Source organism: Agromyces humatus, from assembly GCF_021228295.1.
In the GTDB taxonomy this organism is placed as follows: Bacteria; Actinomycetota; Actinomycetes; order Actinomycetales; family Microbacteriaceae; genus Agromyces; species Agromyces humatus.
Window position 1 is genome coordinate 301,832 of record NZ_JAJQPD010000004.1, and the last position, 24,086, is coordinate 325,917.

Annotated in this window: 19 protein-coding genes; 13 read left to right on the forward strand and 6 right to left on the reverse strand. The window is 69.9% G+C overall.

The features are described from left to right. The first annotated feature begins 19 nt into the window (after window positions 1–19). From LSF15_RS08965 to LSF15_RS08985, 5 genes are all read left to right on the forward strand, one after another. Window positions 20–1,189, forward strand: a complete 1,170-nt coding sequence (locus LSF15_RS08965; protein WP_308188454.1) for an ABC transporter ATP-binding protein — start codon at window positions 20–22, stop codon at window positions 1,187–1,189. 62 nt (window positions 1,190–1,251) lie between these two features. After that, complete coding sequence (locus LSF15_RS08970; RefSeq protein ID WP_232498180.1) at window positions 1,252–2,436, forward strand: polyamine ABC transporter substrate-binding protein; 1,185 nt, start codon at window positions 1,252–1,254, stop codon at window positions 2,434–2,436. A gap of 7 nt (window positions 2,437–2,443) precedes the next feature. Beyond that, the gene (locus LSF15_RS08975; protein ID WP_232498181.1) at window positions 2,444–3,427 is read left to right on the forward strand and encodes an ABC transporter permease; all 984 of its coding nucleotides are present in this window, start codon (window positions 2,444–2,446) and stop codon (window positions 3,425–3,427) included. Beyond that, window positions 3,424–4,263 (forward strand): ABC transporter permease, encoded by an 840-nt coding sequence (locus LSF15_RS08980; RefSeq protein WP_232498182.1) that lies wholly within the window; start codon window positions 3,424–3,426, stop codon window positions 4,261–4,263. Before LSF15_RS08975 ends, LSF15_RS08980 begins: the two co-directional genes overlap by 4 nt. A 101-nt stretch (window positions 4,264–4,364) precedes the next feature. Then, a complete protein-coding gene (locus LSF15_RS08985) occupies window positions 4,365–6,020 on the forward strand; it encodes an amidohydrolase (protein WP_232498183.1) in 1,656 nt (551 codons plus the stop codon). Here the strand turns inward: LSF15_RS08985 and LSF15_RS08990 are convergent. After that, window positions 5,999–6,991 carry a helix-turn-helix transcriptional regulator gene (locus LSF15_RS08990; RefSeq protein ID WP_232498184.1) on the reverse strand — a complete coding sequence of 331 codons (993 nt, stop codon included), beginning with the start codon at window positions 6,989–6,991 and terminating at the stop codon, window positions 5,999–6,001. The genes LSF15_RS08985 and LSF15_RS08990 overlap by 22 nt on opposite strands. 103 nt (window positions 6,992–7,094) lie before the next feature. Here LSF15_RS08990 and LSF15_RS08995 point away from each other — a divergent pair, with 103 nt between their 5' ends. Further along, complete coding sequence (locus LSF15_RS08995; RefSeq protein ID WP_232498185.1) at window positions 7,095–7,520, forward strand: VOC family protein; 426 nt, start codon at window positions 7,095–7,097, stop codon at window positions 7,518–7,520. A gap of 12 nt (window positions 7,521–7,532) precedes the next feature. Here the strand turns inward: LSF15_RS08995 and LSF15_RS09000 are convergent, their stop codons facing one another. Continuing rightward, window positions 7,533–8,357 (reverse strand): dienelactone hydrolase family protein, encoded by an 825-nt coding sequence (locus tag LSF15_RS09000; protein WP_232498186.1) that lies wholly within the window; start codon window positions 8,355–8,357, stop codon window positions 7,533–7,535. A 295-nt stretch (window positions 8,358–8,652) separates the two neighbouring features. Here LSF15_RS09000 and LSF15_RS09005 point away from each other — a divergent pair, with 295 nt between their 5' ends. After that, entirely contained in the window at window positions 8,653–10,140 is a 1,488-nt protein-coding gene (locus tag LSF15_RS09005) for a helix-turn-helix transcriptional regulator (RefSeq protein ID WP_232498187.1), read from the forward strand. 63 nt (window positions 10,141–10,203) lie between these two features. On the opposite strand, the gene LSF15_RS09010 is transcribed toward LSF15_RS09005, so the two are convergent. After that, window positions 10,204–12,558 (reverse strand): arylsulfatase, encoded by a 2,355-nt coding sequence (locus LSF15_RS09010; RefSeq protein WP_232498188.1) that lies wholly within the window; start codon window positions 12,556–12,558, stop codon window positions 10,204–10,206. Window positions 12,559–12,776: 218 nt separating this feature from the next. Between LSF15_RS09010 and LSF15_RS09015 the strand changes: the two genes are divergently transcribed. From LSF15_RS09015 to LSF15_RS09025, 3 genes are all read left to right on the forward strand, one after another. Then, window positions 12,777–14,228, forward strand: a complete 1,452-nt coding sequence (locus tag LSF15_RS09015; protein WP_232498189.1) for an NAD(P)/FAD-dependent oxidoreductase — start codon at window positions 12,777–12,779, stop codon at window positions 14,226–14,228. Then, window positions 14,225–14,584 carry a cupin domain-containing protein gene (locus LSF15_RS09020; RefSeq protein ID WP_232498190.1) on the forward strand — a complete coding sequence of 120 codons (360 nt, stop codon included), beginning with the start codon at window positions 14,225–14,227 and terminating at the stop codon, window positions 14,582–14,584. Before LSF15_RS09015 ends, LSF15_RS09020 begins: the two co-directional genes overlap by 4 nt. 200 nt (window positions 14,585–14,784) lie before the next feature. Continuing rightward, window positions 14,785–16,260, forward strand: a complete 1,476-nt coding sequence (locus tag LSF15_RS09025) for an HNH endonuclease signature motif containing protein (RefSeq protein WP_232498191.1) — start codon at window positions 14,785–14,787, stop codon at window positions 16,258–16,260. A 42-nt stretch (window positions 16,261–16,302) separates the two neighbouring features. On the opposite strand, the gene LSF15_RS09030 is transcribed toward LSF15_RS09025, so the two are convergent. The 3 genes from LSF15_RS09030 to LSF15_RS09040 form a co-directional block, all read right to left on the reverse strand. Further along, complete coding sequence (locus tag LSF15_RS09030; RefSeq protein WP_232498192.1) at window positions 16,303–17,055, reverse strand: winged helix-turn-helix transcriptional regulator; 753 nt, start codon at window positions 17,053–17,055, stop codon at window positions 16,303–16,305. A 13-nt stretch (window positions 17,056–17,068) separates the two neighbouring features. Next, window positions 17,069–17,527 carry a VOC family protein gene (locus LSF15_RS09035; protein ID WP_232498193.1) on the reverse strand — a complete coding sequence of 153 codons (459 nt, stop codon included), beginning with the start codon at window positions 17,525–17,527 and terminating at the stop codon, window positions 17,069–17,071. Window positions 17,528–17,721: 194 nt separating this feature from the next. Then, complete coding sequence (locus LSF15_RS09040; RefSeq protein ID WP_232498194.1) at window positions 17,722–19,443, reverse strand: PucR family transcriptional regulator; 1,722 nt, start codon at window positions 19,441–19,443, stop codon at window positions 17,722–17,724. A 110-nt stretch (window positions 19,444–19,553) separates the two neighbouring features. On the opposite strand from LSF15_RS09040, the gene LSF15_RS09045 reads away from it, so the two are divergent. The 3 genes from LSF15_RS09045 to LSF15_RS09055 all read left to right on the forward strand — a co-directional run bounded on the left by LSF15_RS09045 (window position 19,554) and on the right by LSF15_RS09055 (window position 24,070). Next, a complete protein-coding gene (locus LSF15_RS09045) occupies window positions 19,554–21,128 on the forward strand; it encodes a CoA-acylating methylmalonate-semialdehyde dehydrogenase (RefSeq protein ID WP_232498195.1) in 1,575 nt (524 codons plus the stop codon). Window positions 21,129–21,244: 116 nt separating this feature from the next. Further along, window positions 21,245–22,669, forward strand: coding sequence for an aspartate aminotransferase family protein (locus LSF15_RS09050; protein WP_232498196.1), 1,425 nt, complete (start codon window positions 21,245–21,247; stop codon window positions 22,667–22,669). 165 nt (window positions 22,670–22,834) lie between these two features. Further along, entirely contained in the window at window positions 22,835–24,070 is a 1,236-nt protein-coding gene (locus LSF15_RS09055; protein WP_232498197.1) for an aminotransferase class I/II-fold pyridoxal phosphate-dependent enzyme, read from the forward strand. The last annotated feature ends 16 nt before the right edge of the window (window positions 24,071–24,086 follow it).

The following is a 24,086-nucleotide window of genomic DNA, read 5'->3' on the forward strand; positions in this document are numbered from 1 at the left end:
AACCGGGAGGTGCCATCAGGTGACAACGGCGACGACCGAGGCCCGGGCGGCCTCAACCATGAACCAGGCCGAATCCGAGGGCACCGTCGTGCTCGACGGCGTGACCAAGCGCTACGGCCAGGCCACCGCGGTCGACGGCATGTCGCTCACGATCGAGGCGGGCGAGTTCATCTCGCTGCTCGGGCCGTCGGGCTGCGGCAAGACCACGACGCTGCGCATGATCGCCGGGTTCGAGCAGCCCGACGCCGGAGACATCCGCATCTCCGGACGATCTGTGCTGGGCACCCCGCCCTACCATCGCAACGTCAACACGGTGTTCCAGGCCTACGCGCTCTTCCCGCACATGTCGGTCGCCGAGAACGTGGCCTACGGGCTGCAGCAGCGACGCACGCCGAAGTCCGCGATCCGCGAGCAGGTCTCCGAGGCGCTCGATCTCGTGCAGATGCGCAGGTTCGCCGACCGCAAGCCCACCCAGCTCTCGGGCGGGCAGCAGCAGCGCGTCGCGCTCGCGCGAGCCCTCGTGAACCGCCCGGCGGTGCTGCTGCTCGACGAGCCGCTCGGTGCGCTCGACCGGCAGCTGCGCGAAGAGATGCAACTCGAGCTGAAACTCCTGCAGTTGCGACTCGGCATCACGTTCGTGTTCGTCACGCACGACCAGGGCGAGGCCCTCTCGATGAGCGACCGCATCGCGATCATGCGCGACGGCCGCATCGACCAGCTCGCCGACGCCGACACCGTCTATGCACGGCCTGCCTCGGCGTACGTGGCCGCGTTCGTCGGGCAGCAGAACTTCTTCCGCGGCACCGCCGTCGAGGGCGGCGCCGCCGTCGAATCACCTCACGCAGTGGTGCGCGGCACCCGCGCAGACCTCGTCGACGGGCAGGGCGGCCAGGCTGCGGTCCGCCCCGAGAACGTCCGCATCGAAGCGGATGTCGCGGGCGCTGCATCCGACGCCGTGAATGCCGCACGAGGACAGCTGATCGGCATTTCGCACCTCGGCGAGACCATGCAGTTCCTGGTGCGCCTCGGCGACGACCAGAGCCTCATCGTGCGCCGCCCCACCCCCGAGGCTCCCGGCATCGCTGTCGGCGACACGGTCGTCTGCACGTGGAGTGCCGAGAGCGTGCTGCTCTTCCCGGGCGACGACGCCGCGGCCGCGGGCGGCTACGTCGCCCCGCCCACACTCTGAACGATCACACCGACCCACCGACTCACCGATCCCACCCCAACCCCGTCCCGAGGGAGACCGAGATGACCCACACCCGCACGCCTGTCCGCATCCTCGCCAGTGAGAGCGCCGCGAAGGTCATTCGCAGCGAGCTCTCGCGACGACGCTTCCTCAGCTTCGCGGCGGCGGCGAGCGCCACCGGCCTCCTCGCCGCGTGCAGCACGGGCGGCGGAACCTCGAGCGCACCCCAGGCCGTCGGCGCCGAGCTCGAGGACGCGCTCTCGATCTACACCTGGGGCGACTACGACAACCCCGACGTGCTGAGCGCGTTCACCGACGAGCTCGGCCCGGCCATCACCCTCGACTCGTTCGGCTCGAACGAGGAGCTCATCTCGAAACTCGTCGCGGCGAAGGGCACGTCGGGCTACGACCTCGTCGTGCCGACGGGCGTGTTCATCCCGCAGATGATCGAGAACGGACTGCTGCAGGAACTCAACCTCGACCTCATCCCGAACCTCGAGTTCATGGACCCGGCGTTCCTCGGTCGCGCGTGGGACCCCGACAACGCCTACTCGATCTGCAAGGCGTGGGGCACGACGGGCTTCGTCTACGACAAGACCGTCATCTCGCGCGAGCTCACATCGTGGGCCGACTTCCTCGACGCCGCGCAGAACGAGGCGAGCGGCAAGACGAGCGTCCTCGACGACCCGGGCGACCTGACGGGCATGTACTTCTGGGCCAACGGCATCGATTGGAACACGACCGACGCGGGCGAACTCGCCGCCGCCGAGGACTTCCTCGTGAACACGCTGGCGCCGAACATCTCGGCATTCGACTCGTACCCGGGCGGCGCGGCGATCCCGCAGGGCACGCACGTGCTCATGCAGTCGTGGAACGGCGATGCACGCATCGGCATCCTCGAGAGCCCCGACCCCGACCGCTGGCAGTGGGTGTTCCCCGGCCCCGAGACCGAGATCTGGATGGACAACTGGGCGATCGCGACGGGCGCACCGAACCCCGAGGCCGCGCACGCGTTCATCAACTACGTGCTCACCCCTGAGAACCAGTTGATGCAGCTCGACTACATCGGCTACCACACGGGCGCGACGGGCATCGAAGCGGCGGCAGCCGAGGCCGAGCTGCCGATGCTCGACCTCGTGTTCTTCACGCCCGAGCAGATCGCGACCATGCGCGAGGGCGAGGTGAACGACGCGCAACAGGCTCGCGTGGACATCTGGAACACGACGAAGGCCGCCGCCGGTGCGTAGTCCGCGAATGCCGCGCTTCGCCCTCGCCATACCGGCATGGGCGTGGCTCGTCGTCTTCTTCGTCGCCCCTGTGGCGATGGTGGTCTGGTTCAGCTTCGGCTACAAGCCCGGCATCTTCGGTACGCACGCGAACGACGTGCTCTCGTTCGACCGCTACGTCGAGGCCCTCTCGCCGACGTTCTTCACGACGTTCATGAACACGCTCTGGATCGGCCTCGCGGGCACGGCGCTGTGCCTCGTGATCGGGCTGCCGGTGGCCTACTGGATGGCGGTGAAGGCGCCGCCGTCGCGTCGCGGGCTGCTGATCGCGCTGGTCATGGTGCCGTTCTGGACGAACTTCCTCGTGCGCACGATCGGCTGGCAGGTGATCCTCGCCCCCGAGGGCTGGCTCTCGACGCTGCTGCAGGGGGTGGGCGTCATCGACGGCCCGCTCGACCTCCTGTACACGCGCACGGCGGTGCTCATCGGCGTGGTCTACAACTACCTGCCGCTCATGATCCTGCCCCTCTACGTCGCGTTCGACCGCGTCGGAACCCCATTGCGGGAGGCGTCGAAAGACCTGGGTGCCGGCAAGTGGCGAACCTTCGCGCGGGTGACGTTGCCGCTCTCGCGGCCGGGCGTCATCGCCGGGGTCCTCCTCGTCTTCATCCCCCTCATGGGCGACTACATCACCGCCACCGTGCTCGGCGGCGCGAAGGGCAATATGGTCGGCCAGCTCGTGGCGAGCCAGTTCCAGACCGCACAGAACTGGGCTCTCGGATCGGCGATGGCCGTGCTGCTCATCCTTGTCATCATGGTCACCGTCGCGCTCGGCGGGCTCGTCGTGTGGCTCGTGACCCTGCCGTTCCGAACCCGCAATCGGCTCGTGCTCGGCGAGCCGCCGTCGTCGGAGGCGGCCGACACACCGTCGGCGTCGTCCGTCTCCGGCTCCGGCTTGGCCGACGACGGCGCCGCGTCCGCCGACCGAGTCCCCGAGGAGGTCGCATCGTGAAGCGTTCGTGGTCGGATGTCGCACTCAGTGTGTGGGGCGTCCTCGTGTTCCTCTTCCTGTTCGCCCCGATCATCGTCATCATCGTCTCGGCGTTCAACACGGGGCGGCTGCTCGTCGCCTGGGACGGCTTCGGGTTCGACGGGTTCATCGCACTGCTCGAGAAGCCGGCGATCCGCGATGCGGTGTGGGTCTCGGTGCAGACGGGCGCCATCGCCGCCCTCGTCGCCACGGTGCTCGGCACGCTCGCGGGAATCGCGATGGCGCGGCATCCGGGCAAATGGGTGTTCTGGTTCATCGGCCTGTTGCTGCTTGTGTCGGTGACGCCCGAGATCGTCGATGCGGTGGCGCTGCTGCCGTGGCTCGTCTTCCTCGGTCAGGACGCCGGCCTCGCGCTCTTCAACGACGGCGTCGTGCGACTCGTCGTGGGTCACTCGCTGTTCGCGACCGCGGTGGTCTCGTACATCGTGCGCGCCCGGCTGGTGGGGCTCGACGCGCAACTCGAGGAGGCGTCGTCGGACCTCTATGCGAAGCCGCTCACCACGTTCCGCCGGGTGACGCTGCCCCTCGCGATGCCGGCCGTGCTCGCCGGATTCCTGCTGTCGTTCACGCTGAGTCTCGACAACACCGTCATCGCCGCGTTCGTGCAGGTGTCGGGCACGACGCCGTGGCCCGTCTATGTGCTGAGCGCGCTGCGCAGCGGCCTGCGACCCGAGATCGCCTCGGTGTCGACGATCATGCTCGTGCTCACCCTGGTCGCGCTCGGGCTCGTCGCGTTCGTACTGCGGCGTGCAGGCGATTCGGCGACGCAGATCGCCCGCACCATGACCGGCAACTGATCACCCGCCGATCGAGTAGGCCGCCAGGCCGCATCGAGATCCAAGGTCTCGATACGCGCTCCGCGCCACTCGACCGACGGACGTACGAAAGGACCTCCCCCATGCCCCACGCCGACCTCGTCTTCACCGGCGGCCCCGTCTTCACCGCGAACGCGGTCCGCTCGCGGGCGAGCGCCGTCGCCGTCACCGGCGGGCGAATCGTCGCGGTCGGTTCCGACGACGACGTGCGCGAGCTCATCGGCTCGCGGACCGAGGTCGTCGATCTCGCCGGCCGGATGCTCCTGCCGGGGTTCCAGGACGCGCACGTGCATCCCGTCTGGGGCGGCCTCGACCTGATGCGCTGCGACCTTGCCCAGTTGGGCACCGAGCCCGAGTACCTCGCGCGCATCGGCGAATACGCGGTCGAGCACTCCGACGACGAGTGGGTGCTCGGCGGCGGATGGCAGATGTCGGCGTTCCCCGGAGGCACGCCCACGGCGGCGGCGCTCGACCGGGTCGTGCCCGATCGGCCTGCGTTCCTTCCGAACCGCGATGGACACGGTGCCTGGGTCAACTCGGCGGCACTGCGGCTGGCGGGTATCGACCGCAACACGCCAGACCCGGCCGACGGTCGCATCGAGCGCGACGACGACGGCAACCCGACCGGCACCCTCCATGAGGGCGCGATGTCGCTCGTGAACCGGCACCTTCCCGAGACGAGCCTCGAGACGCTCACCGAGGCACTCCTGCTCGGCCAGGAGTACCTGCACTCCCACGGGGTGACGGCGTGGCAGGACGCGATCGTCGGCAGCTACGGTGACGCGGGCGACCCGGGTCCCGCGTACCTCGCCGCCGCGGCAGCGGGCACGCTCACCGCCCGCGTCGTCGGCGCACTCTGGTGGGATCGAACGGCGGGGCTCGAGCAGATCGACTCGCTCGTCGAACGACGTGAGCGCTATCGCGGGGGCCGGTTCGCCGCCACGAGCATCAAGATCATGCAAGACGGGGTGGCCGAGAACTTCACCGCCTCGATGCTCGAGCCGTACTGCGACGGGCATGGGCACTTCACCGACAATTCGGGCATCTCGTTCGTGCCGCCCGAGATCTTGAACGAGGCCGCGCCGAGACTCGACGCCCTCGGCTTCCAGCTGCACTTCCATGCGATCGGCGACCGCGCGGTCCGCGAGTGCCTCGACGCCGTGCAGCATGCGATCGCCGCCAACGGCCGCAACGACCTCAGGCACCACGTCGCACACATCCAGGTCGTGCATCCCGAGGACATCCCACGGTTCCGCGAGCTCGGCGTCGTGGCGAACATGCAGTCGCTGTGGGCGGCACTCGAACCGCAGATGGTCGACCTCACGCTGCCGTTCCTCGGCTCGCCGCGCGACGCCTGGCAGTACCCGTTCGGCGACCTGTCGCGCTCGGGCGCCGTGCTCGCCGCGGGCAGCGACTGGTCGGTGTCGACTCCCGATCCGCTCGCCGCGATCCACGTGGCGGTGAACCGCAGGGCGGCCCCGGGCCACGAAGAGGGCGAGTTCGACGCGTTCCTCCCCGAGCAGGCGATCGACCTCGCGACGTCGCTCACCGCCTACACGGCCGGCTCGGCGTTCGTGAACCACCTCGACGACACCGGCACGATCACCGAGGGAAAGCTGGCCGACCTCGTGGTGCTCGATCGCGATCCGTTCGCGGGGCCCGCCTCGGAGATCGGCGCCACGCGGGTGCTGCAGACGTTCGTCGAGGGAGATCGGGTCTACGCGTCTCCCGGCGCGTAGCCGCTGGCGTCGTCGGCACCGCTCGACGCATCGGTGTCGCCGTACCTGGACGTGAGCGCGGCTCCGAGCGTGGCCAGCAGCCGCCGGACCGCCGGCGGGTCGACGACCTCGGTCCGGGCGCCCCACGCCGCTAGGCGCCGGGCGAGCACCAGGTCGGTCTGGCCGGCGACTCGCACGATCGCGCGACCGTCGTCGGCCACGCCCATTACCTCGGTCTGCCCGACCCAGCCACGGAACTCGTCTTCGACCGCCGGGTCGACGAGCACCGTCGCGGTCGTGCGCGCCCGGGTCTGCTCGATCTCGGCCGCGAGGGTCGTCCACGCGGCATCGAGGTCGAATCCGGCGGGCGGCTCGAACCGATCCTCACGGGCTTCGACATCGGTCATGCGGTCGACGCGGTAGCTGCGAAGCCCCCGGTCGGTGTCGGCGACGAGGTACCAGCGGCCCGCCTTGTCGACCAGACCGAGGGGGCGCACGACGCGGTCGACGGGCTCCCGCCCCCACGCCGCGTAGCTGAACCCGACGAGCCGGCGCTCGACGACCGCGAGCTGGAGGGCGTGCACGGCGCCCGGCGTCGATGCCGGTGCACCCCAACCGCCTGCCTCGACGACGACCGCATCGGCTGCAGCCTCGGCATCGGCACGGAAGGTCGGCGGCAGCGCCCGCATCACCTTGCGCAGCGCCGACGCGGCCGAGGCGGACTCGCCCGCGCGAGGGCCGAGCAGCAGGAAGAGGGCCCGCGCCTCGGACGCGGTGAACCCGCTCAGGTCGGTTCGCCCGTCGCCGAGCAGCGACCACCCGCCGCCACGTCCCGGCTGCGGATACACCGGCACGCCCGCCGCCGAGAGTGCTTCGAGATCTCGACGAGCGGTTGCGACCGAGATCTCGAGCTCGTCGGCGAGCTGGCGCGCGGTGACCCGGCCCCGTGCCTGCATCAGCAGCAGGGTGGCGACGAGTCGATCTGCGCGCATGCTCTCATTCTCGTCGAGAAAGTAGTCAGAAGGTGAGCACTTCTGTGGAGCATCCTGAATTCAACGACGACATCGGGTCGCCGAATGACAGGAAGAAGAGATCATGCTTCGAGGCATCGCCACCGTGAACTGCTACGTCGACGACCCGGCCGCGGCCGCGGCCTGGTACACCCGGGTGCTCGGCATCGAGCCGTACTTCGATCGCCCCGGCCCCGACGGGCGCGCCGCCTACGTGGAGTTCCGCATCGGCGACCACCAGCAGGAGCTCGGCTTCATCGACCGGCGGTTCGCCCCGAGCGAGCTGGCCGCGGGCGGCGCCGGGCCGATCGTGCACTGGCACGTCGACGACCTCGAGGCGACCGTCGCACGGCTGGTCGAACTCGGCGCGACCCCGCTCCTGCCCATCACCGAGCATGGCCCCGGCTTCGTCACCGCGTCGGTCGTCGACCCCTTCGGCAACGTGCTCGGGGTCATGACGAACGTGCACTACCTCGACATGCTCGGCGAGGAGCACGCCGCGATCGGCTGACGTCACGTGCGGTCAGGTGAGTCGGTCCTTCAGGAACCGAACGACCTTCTTCCGCGCCTCGTGCGCCTCGTTCCGCGACTCCTCGCGCACCTCGACGGTCAGCACGGAGTGCGCCCGCGGCCTGAATCCGCCGGCGTTGCCCCAGGACGAATCGAGCTCGATGACCTCGAACGCGCCCCCGAGACGCTGCTGCAACGCCGCGAACCGGTGCTTCGGCGCGATGCGATCATCGCTGAAGCGCAGCCCGAGCACGCAGAGCCCGTCGTCGCGCGTACGACGGGTGATCTCGGTCATCTCCGCTCGGCCGACCGGCACTGCGCGACTCCACGGCCCGGGCAACGCATACGGCAGCGAGGGCTGGCTGAGCACCGGCGCGACGACGACCTCGCTCATCGCGGCCGCGAGGGCGAACCCTCCCGTGAAGCACATGCCGATGACGCCGACGCCGCGTGGCGAGTCATCGGTCTTGAGGGCCTCGGCGAGCGCACGCAGCTTCACGCTGAATCCCCGTTGCGACCGCAGTCCGAGCGCCCGGAACTCGCGCGTGATGCAGATACGCGCCTGCGCGAGCGGCATGAGCGCCTGACGGGCATCATGGTGCGGCGCCCCGAACAGGTACGGAATCGCCACCGAGAAGCCCTGCGCGACGAGGTGGTCGCCGAGGCCGACGACCGTCGGCGTGATGCCGAAGAGCTCCTGCAGGAGGATCACGACGGGACCAGGGCCCGCGTCGGGATCGCGCCGGTAGACCGGATAGTCGAACTCGCACGCGATCGCCCCCGCCGAGACGGGCTCGCCCCAGTCGGCGATGTCCCCGATCGGTGCCTGCGTCTTCATCGGACGACCCCCAACGTCGATGACGGGCGTGTCGTCGGCCAGCCTATGCCCGCGACGCGCGGCCGCGGAAGGTCACGGTGCAGCGACCGCGCAGCAGTGCCGCGCCGAACCTCGACGCGCTGACCGCGCCTGCACCTGCACCTGCATTTGGACGCGCCATGCGCCAGACAGAAGCCGATTCTTCTGCGTCAGATCTCGTCGCATCGGACGATTTCACGCAACGGATGCCCCTGCTCGCGGAACTCTCGCGAGAGTTCCGTTTGCGACATCCGCTCGCTCGTGTGACCATCGAGAGATGATCACCGCGGATCGAAGCGCAACGCTCACCCCCGTCGAACCGGCCGAACCCGCCGATGGAGTCGACGCGCTCACGCTCGGCCGCCGCATTCGCGAACGTCGTACCGCCCGCGGCATGACCCTCGGCGCGCTCGCCGCGGCGATCGACCGGGCGCCGTCGCAGGTCAGCGCGATCGAGAACGGCAAGCGCGAGCCACGCCTCTCGATGCTGCGCACGATCGCGCTGGCGCTCGGCACGACCGTCGACGAGCTCCTCCGTGCCGATGCGCCGAGTGAGCGCGCCGCCCTCGAGATCGCCGTCGAGCGGGCGCAGCGCGGCCCCGTCTTCCAGGCGCTGGGGCTCGAGCCGTTCCGCGTGGCCAAGACGATGAGCGACCAGACGCTGCAGACGATCCTCGCGCTGCACCACGAGATCGACCGCCTGCACCGCGAGCGCGCCGCGACGCCCGAGGAGGCGCGGCGGGCGAACGCCGAGCTGCGCGCCGAGATGCGTGCCCGCGACAACTTCTACCCCGAGCTCGAGGCGAAGGCCGCCGAGCTGCTCGAGGCCGTCGGGCACACCGGCGGACCGGTGTCGCACCAGCTCGTCGCCGACATGGCGAGCCACCTCGGCTACTCGCTGCACTACGTCGGCGACCTGCCCCACTCGACCCGCTCGGTGACCGACAAGCGCAACGGCCGCATCTACCTGCCGACGCAGCAGTCGCCGTCGCGCGACTCGCGCTCCCCCATCCTGCAGGCGCTCGCCAGCCACCTGCTCGACCACGACGAGCCCGCGAGCTACGCCGACTTCCTGCGCCAGCGCATCGAGACGAACTACCTGACCGCGGCGATCCTGCTGCCCGAGCAGGCTGCGGTGCGGTTCCTCACCGAGGCGAAGAACCTGCGCCGCATCTCGATGGAGGAGCTTCGCGACGCGTTCGCCGTCTCGTACGAGACCGCCGCCCACCGCTTCACGAACCTCGCGACGGCGCGCCTCGACATTCCGGTGCACTTCACGAAGGTGCATGAGTCGGGCACGATCATCAAGGCGTACGAGAACGACCGGGTGCGCTTCCCCTCCGACGCACTCGGCGCGATCGAGGGCACGACGATGTGCCGCAACTGGACGGCGCGAACCGTCTTCGACGTCGAAGACCGCTTCAGCCCCTGGTACCAGTACACCGACACCTCGTCGGGCACCTTCTGGTGCACGTCGCGCATCGAGAAGGCGAAAGAGGGCGAGTACTCGGTTTCGGTGGGCGTGCCGTTCGAGCACGTGAAGTGGTTCCGCGGGCGCGAGACACCGCACCGTGCGGTGTCGCGATGCCCCGACGAATCCTGCTGCCGCCAGGCGCCGGGTGCGCTGGCCGAGAAGTGGGCGGATGCCTCGTGGCCGGCCGCTCGCACCCCGACGAGCCTGCTCGCGGCGCTGCCGACGGGCACGTTCCCGGGCGTCGACCAGACCGAGGTGTACCAGTTCCTCGAGGCGCACGCGCCGCGCTGACCCACCGGTCGAGCACCGCGCAGCGCGCAACGAGACCGCCCGGCGGTCACTCGATTCCGGCGGTCACCCCGCAGGTGGCATCACATATGCGATGTGCACGTCATCGATCTCCCCGTTGAACGCGAACGGCATCCTGTCGGCGTACTCCCGTGAGACCGCGCCGCCGTACGCCCGGCCGATGTCGAGGCAGTCGTTCGCGCTGAACAGCAGCGGCGCACTGACCGGCACGGTGCCCGAGCCCACCGGCGTGCCATCGACCGACAGCACGACCTCGAGCGGGCCGCCGGGCCGCGGCTCGACGTAGCGCGTGGCGATCTCGATCGTCGCCTCGCCGGCGGCCAGCGGCGCCGACGAGGTGATCGTCGTTCGCTGGATGAGGAAGAGGTTGTACTCGTAGGTCAGCACGCCATCGACGAGGAACAGCGTGAGCCCTCCGCCGACGCCGCCCAGCTTGTAGAGCACGCCGTTGGCACGTTCGGGCAGGCGCACCTTCATGGTGACCGTGTTCGGCTTGTTGCCGAGCGCCGGGGCGCAGAACTCCGGAATGCGCACGGTGTCGCCGCTCAGCCGCCACTCGGTGTACGGCGGGCCCAGGCGCATCTCCGGGTGGTAGACCACGATCCAGAGGCCGCCGCCGATCGGCAGCACCTCGTTCCTGGCGGCCTCGATGGCGAACACCTCCTTGAGCTCGGCGAGCTTCTCAGGATGCTCGGCGGCGAGGTCGTTCGCCTGCGTCCAGTCCTCGTCGAGGTGGTACAGCTCCCACCGATCCGCGTCCGGCGTCCACGTCTTGATCCCGGCCGGCAGGCCGGGCACCCACGGCAGGCGCGGCCCCATCGCCGACGCCATCCATCCGTCGGAGTAGATCGAGCGGCTCGCCATGATCTCGAAGTACTGCGTGCGGCGCCGACCCTCGGCTGCGGCGTCGTCGATCGAGTACGCCATGCTGATCCCGTCGATCGGGTCCTGCGGGATGCCGTTGACCGTGTCGGGGTGCGAGATGCCGATGATGTCGTAGATCGTCGGCACCAGGTCGATGACGTGGTGGAACTGCGTGCGCGGCACCGGGTCGTGCGTGATGCGGTTCGGCCACTGCACGAACATCGGGTTCCTCGTGCCGCCCAGGTGCGAGGCGAGGAGCTTCATACCCTGGTAGGGCGCGGAGCCCGCCCACGCCCATCCGGCGTGGTACATGTTGTCGGTCGTCGGCGTGCCGAGTGCGTCGAGGCCCCCGAGCTCCTCGAGCGCCGCGATGTGCTGCTCGACGGTCGATGGGATGCCGTTCTGGGCGAGCAGTTCGCTGATGGTGCCGTTCTGCCCCTCGCCCGACGACCCGTTGTCGCCCCAGATGTAGACGACGATCGTGTTGTCGCCGTAGCCGAGTCGTTCGATCTCATCGACCACGCGTCCCGCCTGCACGTCGGCGTGTTCGCCGAACCCGGCGCAGACCTCCATCAGGCGTCGCTGGAACGGCTTCTGGTCGTCGGGGATGTCGTCCCAAGCGGCGAGCGTCTCGTGCCGCGGGGTGAGTTCGGCGTCCTGCGGGATCCAGCCCGCGGCCTTCGCACCCTCGTGGGCGCGCTCGCGGTACACATCCCAGCCGTCGTCGAACTTGCCCGCGTACTTGTCGGCCCACTCCCTCGGCACCTGATGGGGCCCGTGGATCGCGCCGGGCGCCCAGTACATGAAGAACGGTTGGTCGGGCGCGGTCGCCCGGTGCTCGCGCAGCCACTTCATCGCGTCGTCGGCGATGTCCTCGCTGAGGTGATACCCCTCTTCGGGCGTCTTCGGCGGCAGTACCGACGTGGTGTTCCGCACCAGGTTCGGCTCGTACTGCGACGCTTCGCCGGCGAGGAAGCCGTAGAAGTACTCGAAGCCGTATCCCGTCGGCCAGCGGTCGTACGGTCCCGACGAGGTGGTCTCCTCGGCCGGCGTGTTGTGCCACTTGCCCCACGCCCCGGTGGCGTACCCGTACTGGCGCAGCACCTCGGCGATCGTCGCACTGCTCTTCGGGATGTGGCCCGAGTAGCCGTCCCAGTCGTTGGCGAGTTCCGCGATCTGGCCGCTGCCCACCCGGTGGTGGTTGCGCCCGGTGAGCAGCGATGCCCGCGTCGGCGAGCACATCGCCGTCGTGTGGAACCGGTTGTAGCCGACCCCGTTCGACCGGACCCGCTCCATCGTGGGCGTCTCGACCATGCCGCCCAGCGGCTTCGGCAGCGCGGGTCCGGCGTCGTCGATGAGGATGACGAGCACGTTGGGCGCGTCGGCGGGCAGGTGCGATTCCCGCGGCTTCGGCGAATACGTCGACTCCGCGAGCGTGCGCCCCGCGACGCTGCCGGATGCCGGCGGTGGGAACGGCAGTACGCGGGTCGGCGCGAGCGGTGCTCCGCTCACTGACGGTCGTCGTGCATCAGTCATGGGCTCGTTCCCCTCCGCAACGGTTCTCTCAGGGTCTCCACTGCTTCGGCGGGATGCATCACGCAGATGAGGTGATACGGCCGCGACGCGTCGCGAACGCAGCATCGCGACATCCGTGCGCTCTGTACGACGGCGAGCGGATGTCGGGACACTGCGCGCTGGCGCCCGGCGGGTGCCGCGCGGGAGGATGGGAACACAGACCGCATCGGAGTGATCTCGTGGCAACCACCGTCTTCGAACGACGCCGGCCGCCGGCATCCGTCGTGCAGCACTCGCTCGCCGACACCCGCCAATCGGTGTTCTGGCTCGACGACCTCGCCGCGTCGGGCGGGCAACCGACTCGCCGTGTGCTCACCCACAACCACGTCGCCGACCTCGCCGTCGTCGGCGGCGGCTACACCGGCCTGTGGACCGCGATCCTTGCGAAGCAGCGCAACCCCGGCACGCGCGTCATCGTGGTCGAGGCGAAGTCGATCGGGTGGGCGGCGTCGGGCCGCAACGGCGGATTCTGCGAGGCGAGCCTCACGCACGGGCGCGAGAACGGCCTCGCCCGCTGGCCCGACGAGCTCGACACGCTCGACCGCCTCGGGCTCGAGAACCTCGACGCGATCGAGGCGGCCGAGGCCGAGCTGGACATGTCGTTCGAGTTCGAGCGCAACGGCTCGCTCGACGTCGCGGTCGAACCGCACCAACTCGAGTGGCTCGAGGAGTCACTGGCCGACGCCGCGGGGCGCGGCGACGACTCGGTGATCTACCTCGACGAGGCGGCCGTGCAGGCCGAGGTGGCGTCGCCCACCTATCTCGGAGCGGTGTGGAACACGCGCACGAGCGCGATCCTGCACCCCGCGAAGCTCGCGTCCGAGCTCGCGCGGGTCGCCGAAGACCTCGGGGTCGAGATCTTCGAGCGGTCACGGGTGCTCCGCCTCGAGACCCCCGGTTCCACGGGCGCGGCCAGCGTCGTCACCGACGTGGGCCGCATCGATTCGGCCCGCGTGGTGCTCGCGACGAACGTGTTCCCGTCGCTGCTGAAGCGCAACCGGCTCATGACGGTGCCCGTCTACGACTACGCGCTCATGACCGAACCGCTTACGGCCGAGCAGCTCGCCTCGATCGGCTGGTCGCGCCGGCAGGGCATCGGCGACATGGCGAACCAGTTCCACTACTACCGCATGACGCGCGACAACCGCATCCTCTTCGGCGGCTACGACGCGGTGTACCACTACGGTCGCCGCATGCGTGATCGGTACGAGCAGCGCCCCGCCGCGTTCGAGATGCTCGCAGGCCACTTCTTCACGACCTTCCCGCAGCTCGAGGGCATGCGTTTCTCGCACAAGTGGGCGGGCGCGGTCGACACTTCGACCCAGTTCACGGCCTTCTTCGGCACCGCCCGCGACAATCGCGTCGCATATGCGGCCGGATTCACGGGCCTCGGTGTCGCGTCGACGCGATTCGCCGCCGAGGTCATGCTCGACCTGCTCGAGCATCGCGACAACGAGCGCACCTCGCTCGAGATGGTGCGCAAGCGTCCGCTTCCGTTCCCGCCCGAGCCGGCCGCCGCGATCGGCATCAACGCCACCCGATGGTCGCTCGACCGGGCCGACCACAACCAGGGACGGCGCAATCTGCTGTTGAAGACGCTCGATGCGCTGGGATTGGGGTTCGATTCATGAGTGACGTCATGCGCCTGCTTGCCGCGACGGTGACGGATGCCGCATCCGCCGCCCTCTCGTATGAACCGGTGCCGGCCGACCAGGTCGTCGCGGGGTCGCCCACCACCGGCTACGTCGTGCTCGACGAGGGCCCGTCGGGCACCGTCGGCGTGTGGGAGATGACGCCCGGCGCGATGCGCGACGTCGAGGCCGACGAGGTGTTCATGGTGCTCGCTGGCGCCGCGACGGTCGAGTTCGAGCACCCCCACTCATCGCCGATCGTGCTCGCGCCCGGTTCGGTCGTGCGCCTCGAGGCCGGCATGAAGACGATCTGGACGGTGCGCGAAACGCTGCGCAAGGTGTACGTCGCGCCCTGAGGGCGGTCGCGGCGTGATGGCCCTCCTCCCGCCCCGAGCGGGCCTGGCCTGTCACCCCGACTCGTCCTCAACAGGGCGTCGCGCCCCGGAGTTCTCCACAGATTTATCGCCTCTGATCGGTGATTTCAGCCTCGAACCCGATGTCGGTGGGTCGTGATCGAATGGACTCATGACGCAGTTCGGCGGTGCCGCTGACGACGATGCCTCCCGGGCACCGGGCACCGGGCGGCGGTCCGAAGCGCGCCGCCGAGGCTGCGCTCGACGCCGAACTCGAGGCGATCGTCGAGCTCGAGCGGTCCATCCGCGCCGCGCAGGCCGAGCAGTTGCGGCGCATCGAGCGCGCGCACGGCTGGGCGCACGCGGTCGAACGGGTGCATGAGGGCAGCAGCTCGACCGATCGCGAACTCGCGACGCGCGCGTTCGTCGCAGAACTCGCGACGGCGCTGCGGGTGCACGAGCGGCACTCGGGTGCGATGGTCGCCGACGCTACGCAGCTTCGGTCGCTGCCCTCGACGCTCGACGCGCTCGCACGTGGCGCGATCGGGCTCGCCCACACCCGCACGATCATCGATGCGACCCAGGGCATGCCGCAGCCGCTCCTCGCCGAGTTCGAGGTCACGGCGCTCGATCGTGCAGCGCGCCTGACCAATGCGTCGCTGCGGCGCAGCCTGCGGGGGTTGCGCGAGCGCTTGCTCGCCGAGCCCCTCGAGCAGCGACAGGCGCGCAGTGCCCTCGACCGGCGGGTGTGTCTCGAGCCCGAGCCCGACGGCATGGCCTGGCTCAGCCTCTACCTCCAAGGCGAACGTGCCACGGCCATCCGGGCTCGGCTCGATGCCCTCGCCGGAGCATCCGTCGACGACCGCACGGCGGCGCAGCGGGCGCTCGACATCGCGGCCGACCTGTTGCTCGGAAACCCGGTCGCGCACGACGGCAGCGAGCGCGGCGGCGATTCCTGCGGCGAAGGCCCCGGTGCGTCGAACGGCTCCAGTGGCGATTCGGCCGCCCGGCGTCGACCACTCGGCGCCGTGATCCCGCGGGTGTACGTGACCGTGCCGGTGATGACGCTGCTCGGGCATTCCGACGAGCCCGCCGAACTCGACGGCTACGGGCCGATCGATGCCGAGACGGCTCGCGAGCTCGCGGCGCATGCGCCCTCGTTCCAACGCATCCTCACGCATCCCGAGACCGGCGCCTACCTCTCGTACGGCCGCGAGAGCTACCGGGTGCCGGCCGATCTCGCCGGCTACCTGCGGGTGCGCGACGGTGGGTGCCGATTCCCGGGATGCGGTCGTCGCGCCGTCGCGAGCGATATCGACCACACCACAGACTGGGCGTTCGACGGGCGCACCGAACACGAAAATCTCGCGCACCTCTGTCGCAAGCACCATCGACTCAAGCACCGAACCGGATGGCGAATTGCGCACGAGCCCGGCGGCGTCATTCGTTGGAAGTCACCGGCCGGTCGCATCTACCGAAGTCGACCCGAGCATCCGTTCGCGCCTGCGCGATCGTCGGTCGACCCCGACGCATCGCCCGGTACTGCGTCGCCGCCAGACGCTCCACCCGAACCCGATCGACCCGCTTCACGGCCACCAGCATCTGACTCACTCGGATCCAATCCGGCTGTCAACGAGGAACCCGGCTGGGAAGAGCCGCCGTGGGCGGTGGGGTTCTGAGCTGATTCGTCCGCAGAGGTGTGTCTGGTGAGGTGGTGGCTGTCAGGCGACCGACACCTCGGCCGCGCCCGACCCGACCGCGGCGTCGGGTGCCGGGCCGACCGGGTCGATGTGGAACATGCGGGTGAAGCGCACGACGGCGTCCTGCTCACCGGCGAGCAACTGCACCCCGGCCGGGTCGAGCGCCCCCGAAATGAGATCACGGAACTCCGCTGCGCTGAGCACGAACTCGGCGCTCGCCTCGAACGCGACCTCGGGTGCGTCGCCGTGACGCGGCTGCGGCAGTGCGCCCGGTCCGATGGGCGTCACCTCGAGCGTCGCGTTCACGACGACCACGACGACCGAGACCGCGCCATCTGAAGCCCCACCCACGTGCAGCACGTACTCGGTCGGGGGTGCGCCGGCCGCGACATCCGACCGGAAGGCCGCGCGCAACGCCACGGCGAGCGCATCGGCGGTGACGATCTCGCCCTCGGCAGGGTCGCCGAGGGTCGACCACCCCCAACGTTCGAGCGCGACGACGACGGGTTCGAGCGCACGGCCGAACGCCGTGAGCTCGTACCCGCCGCGCACGGTCGGCACGCGCCTGATGACTCCCGATTCCTGCAGTTCCTTGAGCCGGTCGCTCAAGATGTTCGTGGGGATGCGCGGGAGTCCCGCCTTCAGGTCGCCGTACCGGCGCGCGCCGACGAGCAGGTCGCGGACGATGAGCAGCGCCCACCGGTCCCCGACCCGCTCGAGGGCCCGAGCCGCGCCGCTGTACTGGCCGAAGCCGCGCGCGGCGCGTGTGGCCATGTGCCCGACCCGGTCAGGCCGACGCCGAAGGCGCCGAGGCTCCCTGCTCGGCCAGGTACGCCTCGGGGCCCTGCGCGGCGGCCGCCGGGTCCATGTAGAGGAAGCCGAGGATGTTGCCGTCGGGGTCTTCGAGGTCGCGCGAGTACATGAACCCGTAGTCCTGCGCCTCGCGCGGCTCGACACCTCCGGCGGCGAGGCCCTTGGCGAGCACCTCGTCGACCTCGTCGCGGGAGTCGCGGCTGAACGCGACACTCGTCTGCGCGTGCGTCTTCGGGTCGATGATCTGCTTGTCGGTGAACGTGCCGAGGTACTCGCGGGTCAGCACCATGAAGTAGATGTTGTCGCCGAAGACGATGCAGGCGGCGTTCTCATCGGTGAAGGCCGGGTTGATGCTGAACCCGAGCGCCTCGTAGAACGCCTTCGAGCGGTCGAGGTCGGTGGTGGGCAGGTTCACGAAGATGCTCGTGGTCATCGTTGCTCCAAGGTCGTGTCGTTCGAATTGCTCTGTCGTCGTCCAGCTTGCTCTTTGCAAGTGCACTTGTCAATAGCAAGTAAAGATCCTGCTCCCCGTCGCCTCCAGTTGAGGTTCACAGGACATCTCGCGATTCACAGGACGAGTTCGGGCGCGACCTGTCCTGTCGAGCGCGAGATGTCCTGTCAACCGCGTCACGACGAGGCGCTGCGCCGCACGAGTAGGGCGAGATGCAGCGCGGTCAGCGTCTCGCCGTCGTCGAGGTCGACACCCAGCAGGTCGCCGATGAGCGCGAGCCGCTGGTAGAACACCGACCGGGAGAGATGCGATGCGGATGCCGCAGCCGTGCGATTGCCCGGATGCGCGAGCATCGCCCCCAGCACGTCGAGCAGGTCGCCGCCACGGGCGAGGTCGTATTCGATGAGCGGCGCGAGCATCAGCTCGCTGTGCCGCAGCAGCCGATGGTCGTCACGCAGCGAGGTGACCAGGCGCATGAGGGGCCGGTCCTCGCTGCGCCGCAACGTCGGTCCGTGAGCGACCCGTCCGCCGGCCGCCCGCGCCAGATCGAGCGCCTCCTGCACCGAGGCGAGCAGCCCGTCGAGATCGGCCGCGGCCGCACCGATCGAGAGCACGAGCCGGTCGGCGGATGCCGCATCACGCGCGATCCCGCGCGCGAAGGCCCGCGAGGGGCGATCGCCGAACGTGCTGCCCGCGGGCAGCGAGAGCAGCACCACCGTTGCCTGGTCCGACGACCGGATCCCAGGGGCGTCGCCGGCGATCGCCCGCCCGCCCAGGGCGCGGGCCGCGACATCCGCAGCCCTTCCGGTGATCGGCGCACCCGTGGCGACGAGTCCGTGCAGGACGGATCCGTCGACCGGCAGCCCGGCCGCGGCGAGGCGGGCGGATGCCGCGGCGAGACCAGCGAACCGGCCTGCCAGCAGGCTGTCGATGAGTCGCTGCCGTCCGGCACGCACCCACTCGTCGGCGTCGGCATCACCCTCGGCGAGACGACCCAGCGCGAGCGCGATGGCTCCCTGTTCGAGCACCGCGGTGCGGCCGGCCGGATGGGCAGGTCCTGGGAGCGCGATGAGGGAGCCCCACCGGGTGCCCCGCGCCTCGACGGGCACGATGAGCCAATCGTCGGACCGACGTGATGCGGCCTGCTCAGGCGCCGTCGTCGCGGGCTCCGTCGTCGCGGGCGGTTCCGTCGCGAGCCGGTGCGCGCGGCGAGACCGCGACTCCCACTCGGCGAGCACCTCGCCGTCGCCACCGAACGTGCCCTCGGCCGCGACCACCTCGTGCGCGAGGTTCTCGAGCACGACCGGCGAGCCGAGTGTGTCGGCCAACTGGCGCACGACATAGTCGGCGGGCGCCCCACGCAGGCTCAGCGCAGTGAACCGCTCGCGCACCTCGTCACGGGCACGGAGCGCCGCGGTCTGCTCGCTGATGATGCGGCGGTGCACCGCCTCGGTGAGCGTGACGAACTTGACCTCGTGGTGCAGGGCCACCAGCGCGAGCCCGCGCTCACGAGCGGCCGACTCGACGATCGCGGGCACGTAGCGGTAGTGCACGCCGAGCTCGAGCACGAGGCCCGAGAGCCCGGCGTCGACGAGTCCCGCGATGAAGTCGGCGAGCTCGGTCGGCTCGGTCGGCCAGCCCGAACCCGTCGAGAGCAGCAACTCGCCGCCGTTCAGCAGTCGGGCGACGCCTGCACTGTCGGAGACGTGCACCCACCGCACGCGAGCGTCGAGCGCCCCGTCGCTCGACAGCACCTCGGGAACACCCGCGGCGACCGGGGGGAGCGTCAGGATCTCCCGGACGGTCGGCAGCCCGCCGTCGGCCGAAGGCTCGCTCGGCGCGCTCCGTGCACCCGGACGATCCGTTCGGTTGACGGCATCTTCGCGACGATCTGGCATCTGGCGCAGCTCACATCCTCTGTCATGCTGGGAATCGAAAGCCTAGTCGACCCCGGTCAATCTGTCCGATTCAACGCCGGACGCATCACCGCCTTCAGTTGGGAACTGCAATGAGCATCACCGAAACCGCCCCCTCACCGACCTCGACCCCCGAGGTGGCGGTGATCGGCCACTGGATCGACGGCGCACTGCGCGCGTCCACCTCGGGCCGAACCGCCCCGGTGTACAACCCCGCCACCGGTGCCGTGCGGGCCGAGGTCGCGCTGGCCGATCAGGCGGAGGTCGATGCGGCGATCGCATCGGCGCAGGCTGGGTTCGAGCAGTGGAGCCGCTACTCGATCGCGAAGCGACAGACGGTGCTGTTCGCTTTCCGCGAGTTGCTCAACGCCCGCAAGGGCGAGCTCGCCGCCCTCATCACCGCCGAGCACGGCAAGGTCCTCTCCGACGCGATGGGCGAGATCCTGCGCGGCCAGGAGGTCGTCGAACTCGCCACCGGCTTCCCGCACCTGATCAAGGGCGCCTATTCCGAGAACGCCTCGAGCGGCATCGACGTGTACTCGTTGAAGCAACCGCTCGGCGTGGTCGGCATCATCAGCCCGTTCAACTTCCCGGCCATGGTGCCGATGTGGTTCTTCCCCATCGCGATCGCCGCCGGCAACGCCGTCGTCCTGAAGCCGAGCGAGAAGGACCCCTCGGCCGCGCTCTGGCTCGCCGAGCTCTGGAAGGAGGCAGGCCTGCCCGACGGCGTCTTCACGGTGCTGCAGGGCGACAAGCTCGCCGTCGACGGACTGCTCACCTCACCGGTCGTGCAGTCGATCTCGTTCGTCGGGTCGACCCCGATCGCGCAGTACATCTACGAGACCGCGTCGAAGCACGGCAAGCGGGTGCAGGCGCTCGGCGGCGCGAAGAACCACATGCTCGTGCTGCCCGACGCCGACCTCGACCTCGTCGCCGACCAGGCCGTGAACGCCGGGTACGGCGCGGCCGGCGAGCGGTGCATGGCCATCTCGGTCGTGCTCGCCGTCGAGCCGGTCGCCGACGAGCTCATCGGCAAGATCACCGAACGCATCGCGAAGCTCAAGATCGGCAACGGCGCGGGCGTCGACGGCGTCGACGGCGTCGAGCCCGACATGGGCCCGCTCATCACCGACGTGCACCGCGACAAGGTGTCGTCGTACGTCGACATCGCCGAGGCCGACGGCGCGAAGATCATCGTCGACGGCCGCGACTTCACGGTCGACGGTCACGAGGACGGCTTCTTCTTCGGACCGACCCTGCTCGACCGGGTGCCCACCACGTCGCGGGCGTACACCGAGGAGATCTTCGGCCCGGTGCTCTCGATCGTTCGCGTGGAGAGCTACGACGAGGGCCTCGACCTCATCAACTCCGGCCGGTTCGGCAACGGCACCGCGATCTTCACCAACGACGGCGGTGCCGCCCGCCGCTTCCAGAACGAGGTGCAGGTCGGCATGATCGGCATCAACGTGCCGATCCCGGTGCCCGTCGCGTACCACTCGTTCGGCGGGTGGAAGCAGTCGCTGTTCGGCGACGCGAAGGCCTATGGCGTTCACGGTTTCGACTTCTTCACCCGTGAGAAGGCGATCACGAGCCGCTGGCTCGACCCGGCTACGCGGGGCGACTCCGCCCACGGCGGCATCAACCTGGGCTTCCCCCAGAACCACTGACCGATTCTGCGGGTTGGGGAGGCGCGCCAGCGCCGTCTCGAAACCCATACCCGAGCAACCGGGTTTCGAGACCGGCGCACGCGCCCTCCTCAACCCACGGATTCCGAGAGGAAGACATGACTGACACGATCGAGCTGACGGATGTCGCAACCGCGACGTTCGCCGACCGCTCCGGCACGCGGCATCCGCTGCCCGACTCGGCCGCCGATGCGCAGGTGCGCGCCGACGACCGCGCCCACGTGTTCCACTCCTGGAGCGCGCAGGCCCTCATCGACCCGCTGCCCATCGCGGCCGGCGAGGGCTCGACGTTCTGGGACTACCGGGGCAACGCGTACCTCGACTTCTCGAGTCAGCTCGTGAACCTGAACCTCGGGCACCAGCACCCCGACCTCGTCGCCGCGATCCAGCAGCAGGCGGGGCGGCTCGCGACGATCCAGCCCTCGATCGCGAACGACGTGCGCGGCGAGCTCGCCCGCCGCATCGCCGAGGTCGCGCCCGGCGACCTCGACAAGGTGTTCTTCACCAACGGCGGCGCCGACGCCAACGAATACGCCGTGCGGATGGCCCGCGCCGTGACCGGGCGCCGCAAGGTGCTGTCGATGTACCGCAGCTACCACGGCGGCACCGCGACGGCGATCTCGCTCACGGGCGACCCGCGCCGCTGGGCGAACGAACCGTCCGACGGCAGCGTCGCGCACTTCCTCGGGCCGTACCCGTTCCGCTCGTCGTTCCACGCCGACAGCCCCGAGCAGGAGACCGAACGGGCGCTCGCGCACCTCGAGCAAGTCATCACCCTCGAGGGCGCGTCGACGATCGCGGCGATCATCCTCGAGACGATCGTCGGCACCAACGGCGTGCTCGTGCCGCCGCCGGGCTACCTGCAGGGCGTGCGCGAGCTCTGCGACCGGTACGGCATCGTCTACATCGCCGACGAGGTCATGGTGGGCTTCGGCCGCGTCGGCGAGTGGTTCGCGGTGAACCGCTTCGGCGTCGTGCCCGACCTCATCACCTTCGCGAAGGGCGTGAACTCGGGATACGTGCCGCTCGGCGGCGTGGTCATCTCGCAGCGCATCGCGTCGCACTTCGACACCGTGGCGTTCCAGGGCGGCCTCACCTATTCGGGACATCCGCTCGCCTGCGCCGCCGGCGTCGCGACGTTCGAGGTGTTCGAGCGCGACGGCATCCTCGAGCGCGTGCGCGATCTCGGCTCGCGGGTCGTCGAGCCGCGCCTTCGGGCGATGGCCGCCGCGCACCCGAGCGTCGGCGAGGTGCGCGGGCTCGGCCTTTTCTGGGCGATCGAGCTCGTGAAGGATGCCGCGACGCGCGAGCCGCTCGTGCCGTTCAATGCGAGCGGTGCGGATGCCGCTCCGATGGGTGCGGTCGCCGCGGCCTGCAAGCAGGCGGGCCTGTGGCCGTTCATCCACTTCAACCGCATGCACGTGGCCCCTCCGCTCATCATCACCGAAGCAGAGCTGCACCGCGGCCTCGACATCATCGACGAGGCGCTCACCGTCGCCGACGGGTACGTCGCCGTGGGTTGAGGAGCGAAGCGTCTCGAAACCCGACTGCCGAACCCGCGGTCGGCCGGGTTCGAGACGGGCGCTGCCCGCCACTCCTCAACCCGCGGGAGCCTCGTCGCGGAGTACCATGGGCGGAGTCCGCGGGACCTCCGCGTCCGGAGGCCCCCAGTTCCCTGGGGAGGGCTCATGGACGACCGCCTCACCTCCGATCGCGTCGCGACCATCGCCGCTGCGACGCCGTTCCAGCTGCTCTACGAGTTCTACCGGCTCTCGGGCTACGAGCAGCGACGACATGAGCCGGGCGTGCTCGACTTCACGTTCGGCGACCCGCACGACCCGCCCTCCGAGGCCTACGTCGAGATCCTGCGCGAGGCGCTGATCCCGCAGCACGAGTTGTGGTTCGCATACAACTTCGGCGACGCGAAGGCGATCGAAGCCGCGACCGAATCACTGCGGCGCCACATCGACCTCCCGTTCGAGCCCGACGACGTGCACCTCACGACGGGCGGCTTCGCGGCGATCTCGATCGCGCTCAAGATCGTCGGCGATCTGGGCGACGAGGTCGTCTACAGCCTGCCGCCCTGGTTCCTGTACGAGCCGCTCGTGCTCGAGGCCGGCCTCGTGCCGGTGAAGGTGTCGATCGACCGGCAGACGCTCGATCTCGACCTCGATGCCATCGCGGCCGCGATCACGCCGCGCACGCGCATCGTGATCGTGAACAGCCCCAACAACCCGACCGGCCGCATCTATCCGCCGGCGACGCTCGAGCGCCTGGCGAAGATCCTCGACGAGGCATCCGAACGGAACGGACGCCGCATCTTCCTGATCTCCGACGAGCCGTACAACCGAATCATCTTCGACGACGCCCGCTTCCGCAGCCCGCTCGAGTTCTACCCGTGGAGCTTCCTCGCCTACAGCTACGGCAAGACCCTGCTGTCGCCGGGTGAGCGTCTCGGGTACCTCGCCGTGTCGCCGACGATGCCCGGCCGCGAGCAGTTCCGCGACGCGATCGAGGCCGTGCAGATCAGCGGCGGATGGCTCTTCCCCAACTCCTCGATGCAGTACGGGCTTCCGCGCCTCGAGCAGCTCGCGTTCGACATCGAGCTGTTCCAGCGTAAGCGCGACACCATGGTCGCCGCACTCCGCGAGATCGGCTACACGCTCTCGGTGCCCGAGGGCACGTTCTACCTGTTCCCCCAGTCGCCGCTCGCCGACGACGTCGCGTTCACCCAGGCACTCGATCGCGAGGGCGTGCTCGTGCTGCCGGGGCGCATGTTCGAGACGCCCGGGTTCTTCCGCATCTCGCTGACCGCCACCATGGAGACCATCGAGGCCGGCATTCCGCGGTTCGCCGCCGCGTTCCGGGCGGTCGCGGCCGCCCAGCCCGAGGCAGCGAAGGCCGCGGCCGCGCCGACCGGCTGACGACCGACACCCGTCG

Excerpts from the sequence above, each read along its gene's own strand:
- LSF15_RS09025 (WP_232498191.1), top strand. The coding sequence starts at position 14,785 with ATGCCTCCCGGGCACCGGGCACCGGGCGGCGGTCCGAAGCGCGCCGCC.
- LSF15_RS09040 (WP_232498194.1), bottom strand. The coding sequence starts at position 19,443 with ATGCCAGATCGTCGCGAAGATGCCGTCAACCGAACGGATCGTCCGGGT.
- LSF15_RS09005 (WP_232498187.1), top strand. The coding sequence starts at position 8,653 with ATGATCACCGCGGATCGAAGCGCAACGCTCACCCCCGTCGAACCGGCC.
- LSF15_RS08970 (WP_232498180.1), top strand. The coding sequence starts at position 1,252 with ATGACCCACACCCGCACGCCTGTCCGCATCCTCGCCAGTGAGAGCGCC.
- LSF15_RS09050 (WP_232498196.1), top strand. The coding sequence starts at position 21,245 with ATGACTGACACGATCGAGCTGACGGATGTCGCAACCGCGACGTTCGCC.
- LSF15_RS09020 (WP_232498190.1), top strand. The coding sequence starts at position 14,225 with ATGAGTGACGTCATGCGCCTGCTTGCCGCGACGGTGACGGATGCCGCA.
- LSF15_RS09055 (WP_232498197.1), top strand. The coding sequence starts at position 22,835 with ATGGACGACCGCCTCACCTCCGATCGCGTCGCGACCATCGCCGCTGCG.
- LSF15_RS09000 (WP_232498186.1), bottom strand. The coding sequence starts at position 8,357 with ATGAAGACGCAGGCACCGATCGGGGACATCGCCGACTGGGGCGAGCCC.
- LSF15_RS09010 (WP_232498188.1), bottom strand. The coding sequence starts at position 12,558 with ATGACTGATGCACGACGACCGTCAGTGAGCGGAGCACCGCTCGCGCCG.
- LSF15_RS08995 (WP_232498185.1), top strand. The coding sequence starts at position 7,095 with ATGCTTCGAGGCATCGCCACCGTGAACTGCTACGTCGACGACCCGGCC.
- LSF15_RS09030 (WP_232498192.1), bottom strand. The coding sequence starts at position 17,055 with ATGGCCACACGCGCCGCGCGCGGCTTCGGCCAGTACAGCGGCGCGGCT.
- LSF15_RS09045 (WP_232498195.1), top strand. The coding sequence starts at position 19,554 with ATGAGCATCACCGAAACCGCCCCCTCACCGACCTCGACCCCCGAGGTG.
- LSF15_RS09035 (WP_232498193.1), bottom strand. The coding sequence starts at position 17,527 with ATGACCACGAGCATCTTCGTGAACCTGCCCACCACCGACCTCGACCGC.
- LSF15_RS08975 (WP_232498181.1), top strand. The coding sequence starts at position 2,444 with ATGCCGCGCTTCGCCCTCGCCATACCGGCATGGGCGTGGCTCGTCGTC.
- LSF15_RS08990 (WP_232498184.1), bottom strand. The coding sequence starts at position 6,991 with ATGCGCGCAGATCGACTCGTCGCCACCCTGCTGCTGATGCAGGCACGG.
- LSF15_RS08985 (WP_232498183.1), top strand. The coding sequence starts at position 4,365 with ATGCCCCACGCCGACCTCGTCTTCACCGGCGGCCCCGTCTTCACCGCG.